Origin of the sequence: Chitinophaga sp., from assembly GCF_035564935.1 — a bacterium.
Lineage (GTDB): Bacteria > Bacteroidota > Bacteroidia > Chitinophagales > Chitinophagaceae > Chitinophaga.
In genome coordinates this window covers 1-12,703 of record NZ_DATMTE010000376.1, presented here as the reverse complement: position 1 = coordinate 12,703, position 12,703 = coordinate 1, and the positions used below count along the sequence as shown (strand labels likewise).

The following is a 12,703-nucleotide window of genomic DNA, read 5'->3' as shown; positions in this document are numbered from 1 at the left end:
GGTGAAGGGGGAAAAGTAAAGAGTATCCGGAACGCCTCATCGCGGTAAGCTATCATTTTTTCAGTGGCCTAACCGAGCCCGCCGGATTGGTTTACTGTTTCCACTACAAAATTCACTTTGTCTTTATCGGTATGCTGATGCTTTACAATATGGAGGATCTTTTTCCGCAGTGCGGGGCTGGCATGTTGAACAGTATAGATAAGCGGCAGCGTTATTTTCTTTTCTTTGATATCATTGCCGGTGGGTTTACCGATGTCGGTTTTTCCATAATCAAACAGGTCGTCTTTCAGCTGGAAGGCCATCCCTACTTTTTGCCCGAAGTTGTGCAGCAACTGTATGGTTTCGGGGTTATCACAGGCGGAGGAAGCGCCGGCGGCACAGGCTGCCGCCAGGAAAGAGGCGGTTTTGGCGTCTATAAGGTCGTAATAGTCTTTCTCCTCAAAGCTCAGTTTATTGGCCTTGGTCATCTGGATAAGCTCTCCTTCTATCATTTGCCGGATAGCGGCAGCGTAGATCTTCAGCAACCCGGGATCATTATTATCCAGCGCCAGCAATACGCCTTTGGTGAAAAGCTGGTCGCCCACCATCACGGATACACGATTTTTCCAGAGAGCGTTTACTGAAAAAGCACTGCGGCGTTTCATGGCGTCGTCCACCATATCGTCGTGTACAAGGGAAGCGGTATGCAGCATTTCCACGAGCAAGGCTGCCCGGTAACTGCCATCGTTAATAGTGCCACACAAGCGGGCGCACAGCAGCACGAACATCGGGCGCATCTGCTTCCCTTTATGGGAAGCAATGTCTGCCATGATCCTGTTCAGCAACAGTACATCACTTTGCATGGCTTCATGAAAAATTTCTTCAAACCGTTGTAGTTCGCTACCTATCGTTTCCCGGGCTAGTTGCATATGGTCATCACTAAGAACGGGGCTGAAATTACGATTTTCTCCGGGAAACCGGGGTTATCGCGGGGAAGAATGCTCCAGGAAATAATCCAGCCCTATCTTTCCGCCACCGTAAATAAACAGGGTAAACAACATAATAAGATAATACAAAGGGATTTCAAACCCATTATCGCCTGCCTCAAAGCCATTGCTCCAATGTACAGTGGCAATGGCCACCAGCATGCTGAACATTAACGGTAACGTAATATAGCGTACCCATAATCCCAGGGTAAGTAACAACACACCGGCCGCTTCCGTGATGGCTACCAGGTAAGCGCTCACATATGGTAAAGGAATATGCAGCTGCACAAACCAATCGCCGATACTGTGCATATCGCTCCATTTCATTTTTGCCGGCAGGTAAAAACCATAAGCCAGCGCCAGCCGCATAAACAGCAGCGGGATATCCTTCCACGCCTGCAAACGGCGTGCTATTACAGCGTAGGTGCGCATATGTTATGATTGAAAACCAAGCACAAAATGCAGTTCCTGCATGTGCTTTAAAAAAGCAATGGAGTCTTGCTCCAGTGTATCCGTTTCCGTTATATTCAGTTCAGGCGCATAATCCAGTATATCCCTCACCGTTATACCCAGGGCCAGTTGCTCGGTAAGAAAAGCCAGCCAGGGCGACAGATCCGTGAATTGCACATGTCCCGTTTCCGGGTGGCGGAACAGCAACACAAAATAAACACCCTTATTTTTCAGCAGTTCCTTTGGTTTTGCCAACAGGTGAACGGGGTAGCTGAATGATAACAACCTGTATTCAGGATTCAGTACCAGCGGCGTTTCCAACCAGTTGCCGGAAAGGCGGTAAGCGGGCGCGGGTATATCTTCCATATTATACACTTCCATCTCCGCCCATTCAAAAGCGAGGAGGTCGTTGAGGAAAGGAATACCGTAGGTTTCTTCCCAGTTATGCTCTACTGCGTAGGTATAAAACTCCAGGGGAAGTTTCCATACCTGGTACGACTGGCACGCATGCCTCGAAAAAAATTCCTTCACCATTTTATTCCACTTCGTAGTGGGAATATGTTTAAAGGCAATGGGAAAGGCGTTCTCCATGGTATCATGGATCATGTTAAATACCAGCTGCCGGTAGTGTTTCAGCCGCTGCGGCTTTACGCCGGGCAGCTTTACTTTTTCACCGGTTCTGCAGTAGGCAGAAAAAGTTTGCTGGATATGATAGGTGTCAGGCAACAAGTTCATCTTTCAAATTCCATTGTTTATGACAAATATTTTTCAGTTTCGTTAACTCGCCCTGCAGCTCCGCCATTTCGGGGATATTAAAATCCCTTTCCAGTAAAACCGGTACCGGGTGCAGGCGTTGGATGGTCCACTCAAACAGGTCGTACACCGGGTCTATGATTGGCTCCCCATGGGTATCAATGATAAGGTCCGGGGCTACCTGCTCATGACCTGCCATATGTATATAGGCTACTTTATCGAGGGGCAGTTGTTGTATAAATGCTTTGGCATCGTACCGGTGATTAAAAGCATTTACATAAATGTTGTTCACATCCAGCAGCAGCTGGCAACCGGATTGCTTTACCACTTCATTAATAAAGTCCACTTCGCTCATCTCTGCGGCAACCGGTGTGTAATAAGATACAATTTCCATTACCAGTGGCCGTTGCAGGTAATCCTGCACCTGTTGTATGCGGCCGGCAATATGCTTTACAGCATCCATCCGGAAAGGGATGGGCAGCAGGTCGTACATATGTGCATTGTCACATTTGGAATAGCTGAGATGCTCGGAATAGATCTGCACTTTATACTCCCTGAGAAATGTTTTCACATATTGCAGGAACGATTTGTCCAGTGCCTCGGGGCTGCCGATAGACAGGGAGAGGCCGTGACACAATACGGGATATTTTTCTACCACGCGGTGCAATACCTTCTTCCAGTATCCGCCGATGTTCATCCAGTTTTCGGGCGCAAACTCTATAAAGTCGGGCCGGATATGCTCGCCGCTGATCATTTCTTCCGCAAATTCCCTGCGAAAACCTACACCTACCATGACTATACGTTTTAGGAGGTTAAGATAAAAGCAAAGACCGGCTTGTGCGTACCTCACCGGTCTTTACTTTATCTGGAAATTAATTACCGGATTTGGAGGTGTCCTTTTTGTGCTTATCTCCTTTCTTGCCTTTTTTATCACCACATTTGCCTTCACCGCATTTACCCTGGCCGCATTTGCCTTCTTTTGACTTACCGGCAGTAGCGCTGTCTTTTTTGGCGCCGCAAGCCAGTTCAATAGCGTTGGCAGTATTGCCGGAAGCGCCGGTTAATGCGTTTCTCACCGCGGCGCCGGAGCCCAGGTCAGTATAACCTACGGGTGTTGCAGTTACCTGTAATGCAGCCATACCAAGGATAGCACCGGCAACAAGAGAGCCGGAAAACAGTACTTTTTTGCTGATAGGATTGTTGTTTTTCATCTTTTTAAATTTAAAAAACTGGTGAAAAAATATGTATTTGAGAGGTAGACGTGGTGATTAAAGAATCCTTACAGGCAGTTCGGTTATTTTTCCAGTTCCGCTGCTATCAGCACTTCCCACTGGCGTTTCACGGATTCATCCAATGCTGCGTTTTCCGCCGCCATTTGTTGCAGGTGCTTGTCTATGGCCCTGCTCTGTTTCGCATACCGCCGGCAGAAACGGCAAAGTAACAGGTGAAACCGCAATCCTATACGCTGCCGCCTGGTCAACGGTTGTTGCAGCTGCTTTTCCACCAGCAGGGTAGCTTCCTTACAACAAGGCATTAAAGTATGTAAGTGATGTTCCATGTCAGTTACTGAACCAGTTTTTTTCCAGGCAGGCCCTTAATTGTAATTTGGCCCGGTGAATAATAACCCAGTAGTTAGACGTAGTAATGGCCATATCCTTACAGATGTCTGCCGATTTTTTTTCCTCTAAATATTTCTGCTGAAAGATGGTTTTTCCTATGCCGCTCAGTTTAGCCATACAGGTACGTAAGATCCGGAAAAATTCTCCCTGTTCTGATGGGTCGTTGCTATCCTGTTTCCAGGCTTTGGGGGCCATTTCCCGGCGCCAGTGTCCTTTTTCGTTAAAGTAGATATGGTGTGGATCAGGATCGTTGCCGTGCGCCGTTATACTATCTAATGTTAAAACAATTTTACCGGATTTACGGTAATGGTCTGTTATTTTATTTTTCAGGATGGCGGTCAGCCAGGTTTTTTCACTGCTATCGCCCCGGAAAGTTGCCATGGCCTGCAGCCCGCTAAGGAAAGTATCCTGTACCAGGTCCTGTGCCAGTTCCGTATCTGATACTTTGCTACACGCAAATTTAAACAAATCTTCTGCGTATAACTTCACCCATTCTTTTGGATTACAGGTTGTCATTGATGATGATGATACCGTTGTATGAAAAGCTTCTGCCCGCATATCGTGATTTTGCCTATGTAGTAGAAAGCTTACGGAAATTTACCTGTTTTAGTTTTCCCGGCAACCCAAAAAAATGTTAAAGGCGGATAACCGGCAAGGACAGGATGGTAAATGGCGGGAAACCCTTGTCTACTATTCAGCATTTTATCCTATTTTTGACCTGTACCCAATGAAATATGAAATACTCGGCCCATGAAAAATGAAATGTCGCCTGTAACGTCCCTTTACTTTGTAACCTTATTGAAGGCATATTTACGTGGTACGAAAACAAGACAGGAAGTAATAGATGAATTACGCGGTGTATCGCCATTGCAACAAAAGGCCGGAGAAGATTCAAACACTGAAGTGAGCAGGCTGCTGTTCCAAACTGCCAGTGAAATCAACGAACATTATTACCAGGATATCGTAGCTGCTATTTCCCATGCTTCAGACACCACCCCTACCCGTGAAGGAGTTATGCACCAACTGGAAGCAATGCTTACCGGTTATATCACCGTGGAACAGCTGATCCAATGGGCCACCTGGCACAATGAGCCAGATGTGGATGAAGGAGCCGGCTTCTTTGATGATATAGCGGTAGATTATTTCTGTACACAATTACTGCCTGCTTCCGCAGGAGAAATGACAATAGCGCATTATAAACAGGCGCTGAAGATTTTCCGGTCGGGCCAGCACAATAGCCTGAAAGACAAAGTAGCGCTGGTATTATTGTCTGAAAAGGAAAGACAACGCTTCCTCTTTTACCTCGGCGATTATATACAGGGACATACCTCCCCGGAACAACTGGATGTATACCTGCTGAGTAAATTCGGGATGGACCATCACTCCTTCCCGTATATGTCGTCGCTTTCCACCATTATGCATGACCCGGGGAAATTACCGGCGCTCCTGCATCTCGCCGCAATGGACGAATAACATATTACAAAATTAAATACACTAACTAACCATCAGGCTACATCCCCTGAGCGCGGAATTATCCAGGCGGCCCAGTACTTCAAACCGGCCATCGGCATGCATACGGCCAATATCGTCTGTGGCAATGAATGCACAGGAGTAAATATTGGCAAGGTCAATAACGTTCATTACGCCAGCCCCTTTGCCGGCAGAGAGCTGGAAAGGGTCGTTTTCATCCCGCAGCAGTACTTTCATCCAGGGAGGCGTTTCAAACAGCCCATCGCACCTGGAATAAGCCTGCGATAACAGTTCCGTCATACCGTATTCCGCATGGATGCAGGTGGCTCCCAACCGTTCTTTCAGGAAGGCATGCACTTCTTCGCGGGTCCATTCTTCCCTTCTTCCCTTCATTCCCCCCGTTTCCATAACAATGGTATTTTTCAGGGAAAGGGTATACTGCTCCGCAAAATCCAGGAGCCCGAAGGTAACGCCGATCAGTAACACCTTTTGCCCCCGCGCTTCCAGTGCCTGTAACTGCCGGAACAACTTATCATGCTCGTATAAATAAAAACCGCTTTCTTCATGCCCGCTGCGGATGGTCATTTCCTGCACCATGCGTACCAGCGAGGAATGCTGCCGCTCCAGGTAGGAAGGTAACAGCCCCACCACTACGTAATCGCTTACCGGGCCGTAAAACCGCTCAAAAGCGGTCATAAAGCTTTGGGTATAGATAGCAGAATGCTTCACCAGGTGACGGCTGTTCACCGTTTGGGTGGTACCGCTGCTTTCGAAGATCAGTTCAGGGGTAAATTGTCCGCATACCACGGTGTGTGATTTGAAAAACTGTATGGGGAGATAGGGAATTTCAAGAATGCTTTTCACCGATGCAGGCCGGATGCGCAGGGCATCCGTATAGGCCCTGTACAGGTCATTTTCCCGGTACTGGTACTGAAACAGCTCAAGAGCAGCGGCTTCCAGCCCACTTTCGGTTAATGAAAATATATATTCCGGTGATACGGCGGTCATATAAAGCTCAGTTTAAAATCGCACAAAGTTAGGGAGAAGAATAAATCTACCAGCAGTAAGTAACAATTGTTATAAAAAAACGTTTTGGTATAGATGGATGGCGATAACTGAATATTTGTATATTTCCTAAATTAATGTAGGTTTGTTTTATGAAGAAGATTCTGTTTTTGTTCCTGCTGGCCGGGTTATTTTATGCCTGTAAAAAGGATAAAATAGGCACCAAGCCTATTCTCAGCTTTAAAGGATATTCGGTGGACAGCGTGTCGGTCGGTATCCAGGACATGTTCGTTACGCTCAATGTACAGGACGGAGACGGCGATATAGAAGATACCTTGCAGATAGCCCCCATTTATGATACCAAGATCCAGGACACCTTCTACATTGTAAGACGTATGCCTGAAATCGGCGCCAACAGGGGGAATAGCGTAAAAGCAGAAGTAGCTATCCTGCTTGAAACCCAGGACTTCAGAACTTACCAGAGCCTGAACGACAGTATCCATTTCCTGATATTCATCCGCGATAACGCCGGGAATTTCAGCGATACCATCGCTACCCCGAAAATACCTTACAACATTCCCTGACAAACATTTACATTCCAAAATATCATACATTTAAGGATTCCTTTTCCAAAAGGGATCCTTTTATTTTTAGCTTTACTCTTGATTTTTAGCATATGGATAAACTAGAAGAACTACAGGCAAAGATCGCCGAAGCAATGCTTGGCGGAGGAGATGTACGTATTGCTTCCCAGCATAAAAAAGGTAAGCTCACTGCCCGCGAAAGGATACAGCTGCTGATGGACGAGGGCTCGTTTGAAGAACTGGATATGCTGGTCACCAACCGCAACCGCGGACTTACCGCCGACCAGGAACAGTTTCTCGGCGACGGCGTAGTAACGGGTTACGGCACCATCCACGGCCGGCTCACTTATGTTTTTTCACAGGACTTCACCGTATATGGCGGTAGTTTATCCGAACCACATGCCCGTAAGATCTGCAAGATCATGGACCTGGCTATGGAAAACGGCGCCCCCCTTATTGGCCTGAACGATAGCGGCGGCGCACGCATCCAGGAAGGCGTGGTGAGTCTTGGCGGCTATGCCGATATCTTTTACCGCAACACCAGGGCTTCCGGCGTGATCCCACAGATCTCCGCTATTATGGGCCCCTGCGCCGGCGGCGCCGTATATTCTCCCGCCATCACCGACTTCATTATGATGGTGGAGCAAACCTCCTATATGTTTGTGACCGGGCCTAACGTAGTAAAAACCGTTACCCATGAGGAAGTAACTTCAGAAGAACTGGGCGGCGCCCAAACGCATGCCTCCAAAAGCGGCGTAACCCATTTTGCCTGCGCCAATGAAATAGAATGTATCCAGTATATCAAACAGCTCCTGAGCTATATACCGCAAAACTGTGAGGAAACAGCGCCGGTATACCCTTACGAGACGGGCAATGAAACCAGGGAGGCCCTTAACACGCTGATCCCCGATCATCCCAACCAGCCATATGATATGAAAGAAGCGATCGAACAGATCACCGACGCCGGCAGCTTCTTTGAAGTACATAAAAATTTTGCGGAAAACATGATCGTAGGCTTTGCCCGCATTGCCGGCAGAAGCATCGGTATAGTAGCCAACCAGCCGGCTCACCTGGCCGGTGTGCTGGACATCCATGCTTCCGTGAAAGGCGCCCGCTTTACCCGCTTCTGCGATGCGTTCAATGTTCCCCTGCTGGTACTGGTAGACGTACCCGGTTTCCTGCCCGGCACAGACCAGGAATGGAACGGTATCATTACCAACGGCGCCAAATTACTGTATGCACTCAGCGAAGCCACGGTGCCCAAGCTCACCGTTACCACCCGCAAAGCCTACGGCGGCGCTTACTGCGTAATGAACTCCAAACACATCGGGGCAGATCTTAACTTCGCTTTCCCACAAGCCGAAATCGCTGTAATGGGCGCCAAAGGAGCCGTGGAAATCATCTTCAAAAGAGAAATTGACGCCTCTCCCGACCCTGAAGCCCGTATGAATGAACTGGTGACCGATTATACGGAAAGGTTCGCCAACCCTTACCTGGCAGCAGAGAAGGGCTATATCGACGAAGTGATCAGACCGGAGATGACCCGTATCAAACTGATCAAGGCTTTCAAAATGCTTGAAAATAAAGTGGTAAATATGCCGCGAAAAAAACATGGCAATATACCTTTGTAGCAAATGGCGGCCGCCTTTTGGAACCTGTATTACCAAAAGGCGGCATGCTAAAAGCTAAATATATGTTCCGCAGCCTTTTTAATCTTATTCTATTTACCTCCGTTTATATTTCCGGGTGCGCCATCCTGATGATCTGGCAAACCAACCAATTGCTGGCGCTCCATTACCCGCAAAACACCTTTTACCTTTTTGTTTTCTTCTCCACTATCTGCAGCTACAATTTCCACTGGTACCTTACTCCCGGCGCCTATTCGGCCTCGGAAAGGATACTTTGGGGTAACCGTCACCGTACCCTGATGCTGATTTTATGCGGCGTAGGACTGGCCGGTTCTTTATGGTTCTTCTGGCAACTACGGGAACACTGGCTGGTACTGAGCGGCAGCGCCGTGCTCACTTTTTTGTATTCGGCGCCTAAAGTACCACACAAAGCCTTCAGGTGGCTCAGCAAAATAGCTATCGGTAAAACGCTGTTCCTCACCTTTGTATGGACCTACGTAACCACCGTGCTACCGGCGCTGGTAGCAGGCAATGCAGCTGTGGAACCACTGGTGTGCCTTACCATACATCGCTTCGGCCTCATTTATGCCATCTGTATCCTGTTTGATTACCGCGACCTGGAGTCGGATAAAAAAGAAGGTATCCGCAGCCTCATCACTGCCCTGAACGGGAAAAACCTGATGCGGCTTTATTACGGGTCCCTGGTAATAGCCGCCCTGAGCGCCGGCTTAATGTGGCCTTACATTTCACTGCCTGCCATCGTTACACTGCTCGCGCCGGTAATAGCTACTGCACTCATTACCCGCAAAGCGCAGCACACCAGTTCCGATTACCTTTTCTACTTTGTACTGGATGGATTCATGGCGCTGTCGGCCGTACTGCATCTCATGATCGTTTAACACAAAGCAGCACAATCCCCTGTTTTCCTTACATTTGCCACGTCACAATCTGGAAATATTATGTCTAAAAAGCAGAAATCAATATTCAACAAGGAATCACTGGCATTCCTCGAAAACTACCTGAATAACCCGTCTCCTACCGGTTTTGAGAAAGAAGGACAGAAGCTCTGGCTGAAATACCTGACTCCTTACATCGACGAATATTTTGTAGACGCATACGGATCAGCAGTGGGTGTGATCAATCCCAAAGCGGAATTTAAAGTGGTGATAGAAGCCCATGCCGATGAAATCTCCTGGTTTGTAAACTATATCTCCCCGGAAGGGCTGATCTATGTAATCCGTAATGGCGGCTCCGATCAGCAGATCGCCCCTTCTAAAAGAGTAAACATTCATACTGAAAAAGGAACTGTTAAAGCGGTATTCGGCTGGCCGGCCATACACACCCGCATCCGCAGCGGCGATGGGAAAGAGCCACAGCCAAAGGTGGAAAATATTTTCCTCGATTGCGGCGCACGCTCCCGCAAAGAAGTAGAGGAACTGGGCATACACGTGGGTTGCGTATGTACTTTTGAAGATGGTTTTGAAGAGCTGAACTACGACTACTACATCTGCCGCGCTATCGATAACCGTATCGGCGGTTTTATGATCGCGGAAGTAGCCCGCCTGCTTAAAGAAAAGAAACAGCAGTTACCTTTCGGTCTTTATATCGTAAATGCCGTGCAGGAAGAAGTGGGTTTACGCGGCGCAGAAATGATTGCCAAGCGCATTAAGCCCAATGTGGCCATCATCACGGATGTAACCCATGATACCACTACCCCGATGATCAACAAAAATATTGAAGGAGAAATAAAATGCGGCGGCGGTCCCAGCATCACGTATGGTCCTGCAGTGCATAATATCCTCCGTGATCTCATCATCAAAACTGCCAAAAAGAACGATATCCCGCACCAGCTGCACGCCGTAAGCCGCAGTACCGGTACCGATACCGACGCTTTCGCATACAGCAACGATGGCACCCCTTCAGCACTCATCAGTTTACCATTACGTTATATGCACACCACCGTGGAAATGGTAAAGAAAGACGATATTGAAAACACCATCCAGCTGATTTACCAGACATTACTGAGCATTACGCCGAAAACGAACTTCCAGTATTTGTAGGGGATCGCCTTCGGCGATTGTCTTGGAACGCTGATTAAACTGATTTCGCTGATTTCGCTGATTTGATTACTTTGGATTTAAATGATTTGGGGAGATTTAAGCGGATACTTTCGCCAAAATCTCCCCAAATCATTTTAAATCATTACAAAATCAAATCAGCGAAATCAGTTTAATCAGCGTTCCAAGACAATTTCCATCGCCGAAGGCGATTAGTTCTTAAAGAAGTCTGCCGCCCTGTTCACCTTCTCCACCCAGGCGCCGGAGCTGGCCTGCATTACGTATTCGCTCAACCCTACCTTGCCGGCGCCCGGCGCCCAGTCGTAGGTATAGCCCATCCTTGTCCAGGGGTAGTGGGCATCAGTGGCCGATGTTAACGGGCGGTAATAAGCGAAGATGATGTAGTTGTTAAACCAGGTGGAAAACTCCGGCGATACGCCGCTAACAGGCACCGCACCGGTGGTTTTGGTAGTGATGGCAGGATTACCGGCCGGCCGGTACAACCTGGAGGCGCTTACCCACATGGTAGCGATATGGGTATTTGTTTTTTCATTCACCGGTGGAAGTCCCAGTAACTGGCAGATACGCTGAATGGTATCTGAAGTAGCCGTAAACGAGGGCCCTATGCGGTCCTTCATTTGTTTGGGAATAAACAGCCAGGATTCGCCCCAAACGGTGTTGATGGAGTCTCCTGCCGGGTAGCTTCCCGGGTAGCGCATAAAGGTACCCATTAAAACATACTGCTGGCCATTGATGGTTTTCCATTGCAGGTCCGGGTTATCCGGGGTGATGGGCCATAGTGCCGTGCTGATTTCGCTGCTGTCTGCGATCATAGCGTCATCAACAGCCTGGTTGTAGAGCTGATCCAGCGTGTACTCGGGTGGTGGCGGTACAACCGGGTCATCATCATTCTTACTGCAACTGGAAAATGCCATGGCGGCAAAAAGAAAAAGTACGGACAGCCTGCTGCCCCCGGGGAAATGTTTCATAGAAGTGGTTTTCTGGATGCTGGTTATTTAAATTGAGTTCCGCAATTAAATGTATTTCAACAGAATAATCAAATTTCCTTCCATTACGCTCCTGTAATTGGTAGTTGTATTTCATAATAATTTGCTACGTTTGCTGTTCAAACAAAATCAGATCTATGATCCGTCATGACTGGACGTTAGAAGAAATCAAAGCGATTTACAACACTCCCTTGCTGGAATTAGTGTACCGTGCTGCTTCTATTCACCGTGAATACCAGGATACAGCAGAGGTGCAGGTTTGCACCCTCTTATCCATCAAAACAGGCGGATGCCCTGAAGATTGCGCTTATTGCCCCCAGGCTGCCAGATATAATACTGACATCAATGTACATGGCCTCCTGAAAAAAGAGGACGTGATGAGTTATGCACAAAAAGCAAAGGATGCCGGTTCCACCCGTTTCTGCATGGGCGCTGCATGGCGCGAAGTACGCGACAACCGCGATTTTGACCGTGTACTGGACATGGTAAAAGGCGTAAATGAACTGGGCATGGAAGTATGCTGCACCTTAGGCATGCTGAATGAAGAACAGGCCAAAAAACTGGCCGATGCCGGCTTGTTCGCCTATAATCATAACCTCGATACCTCCCGCGACCACTACGAAGAAATTATCACCACCCGCACTTACGACGACCGTTTACAAACACTGGAAAATGTGAGAAAAGCAGGTGTGAGTGTATGCTGCGGCGGTATTATCGGTTTAGGCGAATCGCATGAAGACCGTATTGCCATGCTGTGGACACTCAGCAGCTTACCTTCCCACCCCGATTCCGTACCCATCAATGCGCTCACCCGCGTGAAAGGCACACCGTTGGAGCACCTGCCAAAAGTGGAATTTTGGGATATGGTACGCATGATCGCCACCACCCGCATCCTCATGCCCAAAGCCATGGTACGCCTGAGTGCCGGCCGTGCGGAAATGAGTATGTCCGACCAGGCCCTGTGCTTTATGGCGGGCGCCAACTCCATTTTCACCGGCGAAAAACTACTCACCACAGGCAACCCTTCCTTCGAAGAAGACCATATGATGTTCGAATTGCTCGGGCTGAAACCGAGAGAAGCTTTCAAGGAACAGGAAGCAGGTTGTTGCTGATAGCGCCTTCGGCGCTTTAAATTGTCTTGGAACGCTGATTACGCTGATTTTTA

15 protein-coding genes are annotated in these 12,703 nt (G+C 48.1%); 6 read left to right on the top strand and 9 right to left on the bottom strand.

The window, feature by feature from the left end:
- Positions 1 to 68: 68 nt before the first annotated feature.
- The 7 genes from VN105_RS10010 to VN105_RS09980 form a co-directional block, all read right to left on the bottom strand.
- Entirely contained in the window at positions 69 to 908 is an 840-nt protein-coding gene (locus VN105_RS10010; protein ID WP_325640391.1) for a polyprenyl synthetase family protein, read from the bottom strand.
- A 54-nt stretch (positions 909 to 962) separates the two neighbouring features.
- A complete protein-coding gene (locus VN105_RS10005; protein WP_325640389.1) occupies positions 963 to 1,397 on the bottom strand; it encodes a DoxX family protein in 435 nt (144 codons plus the stop codon).
- Between the two features lie 3 nt (positions 1,398 to 1,400).
- Positions 1,401 to 2,150 (bottom strand): DNA-binding domain-containing protein, encoded by a 750-nt coding sequence (locus tag VN105_RS10000; RefSeq protein ID WP_325640387.1) that lies wholly within the window; start codon positions 2,148 to 2,150, stop codon positions 1,401 to 1,403.
- Positions 2,134 to 2,961, bottom strand: coding sequence for a DUF692 domain-containing protein (locus VN105_RS09995; protein WP_325640385.1), 828 nt, complete (start codon positions 2,959 to 2,961; stop codon positions 2,134 to 2,136). Before VN105_RS09995 ends, VN105_RS10000 begins: the two co-directional genes overlap by 17 nt.
- A 79-nt stretch (positions 2,962 to 3,040) precedes the next feature.
- Positions 3,041 to 3,379, bottom strand: a complete 339-nt coding sequence (locus VN105_RS09990) for a hypothetical protein (protein WP_325640383.1) — start codon at positions 3,377 to 3,379, stop codon at positions 3,041 to 3,043.
- A gap of 83 nt (positions 3,380 to 3,462) precedes the next feature.
- Entirely contained in the window at positions 3,463 to 3,726 is a 264-nt protein-coding gene (locus VN105_RS09985) for a hypothetical protein (protein ID WP_325640381.1), read from the bottom strand.
- Between the two features lies 1 nt (position 3,727).
- A complete protein-coding gene (locus VN105_RS09980; protein ID WP_325640379.1) occupies positions 3,728 to 4,303 on the bottom strand; it encodes a sigma-70 family RNA polymerase sigma factor in 576 nt (191 codons plus the stop codon).
- 234 nt (positions 4,304 to 4,537) lie between these two features.
- Here VN105_RS09980 and VN105_RS09975 point away from each other — a divergent pair, with 234 nt between their 5' ends.
- The gene (locus VN105_RS09975) at positions 4,538 to 5,260 is read left to right on the top strand and encodes a hypothetical protein (RefSeq protein WP_325640377.1); all 723 of its coding nucleotides are present in this window, start codon (positions 4,538 to 4,540) and stop codon (positions 5,258 to 5,260) included.
- 21 nt (positions 5,261 to 5,281) lie between these two features.
- Here VN105_RS09975 and VN105_RS09970 read toward each other — a convergent pair whose 3' ends face one another.
- The gene (locus VN105_RS09970; protein ID WP_325640375.1) at positions 5,282 to 6,265 is read right to left on the bottom strand and encodes an acyl transferase; all 984 of its coding nucleotides are present in this window, start codon (positions 6,263 to 6,265) and stop codon (positions 5,282 to 5,284) included.
- Between the two features lie 149 nt (positions 6,266 to 6,414).
- On the opposite strand from VN105_RS09970, the gene VN105_RS09965 reads away from it, so the two are divergent.
- The 4 genes from VN105_RS09965 to VN105_RS09950 all read left to right on the top strand — a co-directional run bounded on the left by VN105_RS09965 (position 6,415) and on the right by VN105_RS09950 (position 10,534).
- Complete coding sequence (locus tag VN105_RS09965) at positions 6,415 to 6,846, top strand: hypothetical protein (protein WP_325640373.1); 432 nt, start codon at positions 6,415 to 6,417, stop codon at positions 6,844 to 6,846.
- A 92-nt stretch (positions 6,847 to 6,938) separates the two neighbouring features.
- The gene (locus VN105_RS09960; RefSeq protein ID WP_325640371.1) at positions 6,939 to 8,477 is read left to right on the top strand and encodes an acyl-CoA carboxylase subunit beta; all 1,539 of its coding nucleotides are present in this window, start codon (positions 6,939 to 6,941) and stop codon (positions 8,475 to 8,477) included.
- A gap of 62 nt (positions 8,478 to 8,539) precedes the next feature.
- Entirely contained in the window at positions 8,540 to 9,373 is an 834-nt protein-coding gene (locus VN105_RS09955; RefSeq protein ID WP_325640369.1) for a UbiA family prenyltransferase, read from the top strand.
- A gap of 60 nt (positions 9,374 to 9,433) precedes the next feature.
- Positions 9,434 to 10,534, top strand: a complete 1,101-nt coding sequence (locus tag VN105_RS09950; protein ID WP_325640367.1) for a M42 family metallopeptidase — start codon at positions 9,434 to 9,436, stop codon at positions 10,532 to 10,534.
- A gap of 209 nt (positions 10,535 to 10,743) precedes the next feature.
- On the opposite strand, the gene VN105_RS09945 is transcribed toward VN105_RS09950, so the two are convergent.
- Entirely contained in the window at positions 10,744 to 11,520 is a 777-nt protein-coding gene (locus VN105_RS09945) for a hypothetical protein (RefSeq protein ID WP_325640365.1), read from the bottom strand.
- A 155-nt stretch (positions 11,521 to 11,675) separates the two neighbouring features.
- On the opposite strand from VN105_RS09945, the gene bioB reads away from it, so the two are divergent.
- Positions 11,676 to 12,650 (top strand): biotin synthase BioB, encoded by a 975-nt coding sequence (gene bioB, locus VN105_RS09940; RefSeq protein WP_325640363.1) that lies wholly within the window; start codon positions 11,676 to 11,678, stop codon positions 12,648 to 12,650.
- The last annotated feature ends 53 nt before the right edge of the window (positions 12,651 to 12,703 follow it).

What these genes read in the sequence shown, in the direction of transcription:
- VN105_RS09970 (WP_325640375.1), bottom strand. Translation starts at nt 6,265, where the DNA reads ATGACCGCCGTATCACCGGAATATATATTTTCATTAACCGAAAGTGGG.
- VN105_RS09965 (WP_325640373.1), top strand. Translation starts at nt 6,415, where the DNA reads ATGAAGAAGATTCTGTTTTTGTTCCTGCTGGCCGGGTTATTTTATGCC.
- VN105_RS09950 (WP_325640367.1), top strand. Translation starts at nt 9,434, where the DNA reads ATGTCTAAAAAGCAGAAATCAATATTCAACAAGGAATCACTGGCATTC.
- VN105_RS10005 (WP_325640389.1), bottom strand. Translation starts at nt 1,397, where the DNA reads ATGCGCACCTACGCTGTAATAGCACGCCGTTTGCAGGCGTGGAAGGAT.
- bioB (WP_325640363.1), top strand. Translation starts at nt 11,676, where the DNA reads ATGATCCGTCATGACTGGACGTTAGAAGAAATCAAAGCGATTTACAAC.
- VN105_RS10000 (WP_325640387.1), bottom strand. Translation starts at nt 2,150, where the DNA reads ATGAACTTGTTGCCTGACACCTATCATATCCAGCAAACTTTTTCTGCC.
- VN105_RS09980 (WP_325640379.1), bottom strand. Translation starts at nt 4,303, where the DNA reads ATGACAACCTGTAATCCAAAAGAATGGGTGAAGTTATACGCAGAAGAT.
- VN105_RS09960 (WP_325640371.1), top strand. Translation starts at nt 6,939, where the DNA reads ATGGATAAACTAGAAGAACTACAGGCAAAGATCGCCGAAGCAATGCTT.
- VN105_RS09990 (WP_325640383.1), bottom strand. Translation starts at nt 3,379, where the DNA reads ATGAAAAACAACAATCCTATCAGCAAAAAAGTACTGTTTTCCGGCTCT.
- VN105_RS10010 (WP_325640391.1), bottom strand. Translation starts at nt 908, where the DNA reads ATGCAACTAGCCCGGGAAACGATAGGTAGCGAACTACAACGGTTTGAA.
- VN105_RS09945 (WP_325640365.1), bottom strand. Translation starts at nt 11,520, where the DNA reads ATGAAACATTTCCCCGGGGGCAGCAGGCTGTCCGTACTTTTTCTTTTT.
- VN105_RS09975 (WP_325640377.1), top strand. Translation starts at nt 4,538, where the DNA reads ATGAAAAATGAAATGTCGCCTGTAACGTCCCTTTACTTTGTAACCTTA.
- VN105_RS09985 (WP_325640381.1), bottom strand. Translation starts at nt 3,726, where the DNA reads ATGGAACATCACTTACATACTTTAATGCCTTGTTGTAAGGAAGCTACC.
- VN105_RS09995 (WP_325640385.1), bottom strand. Translation starts at nt 2,961, where the DNA reads ATGGTAGGTGTAGGTTTTCGCAGGGAATTTGCGGAAGAAATGATCAGC.
- VN105_RS09955 (WP_325640369.1), top strand. Translation starts at nt 8,540, where the DNA reads ATGTTCCGCAGCCTTTTTAATCTTATTCTATTTACCTCCGTTTATATT.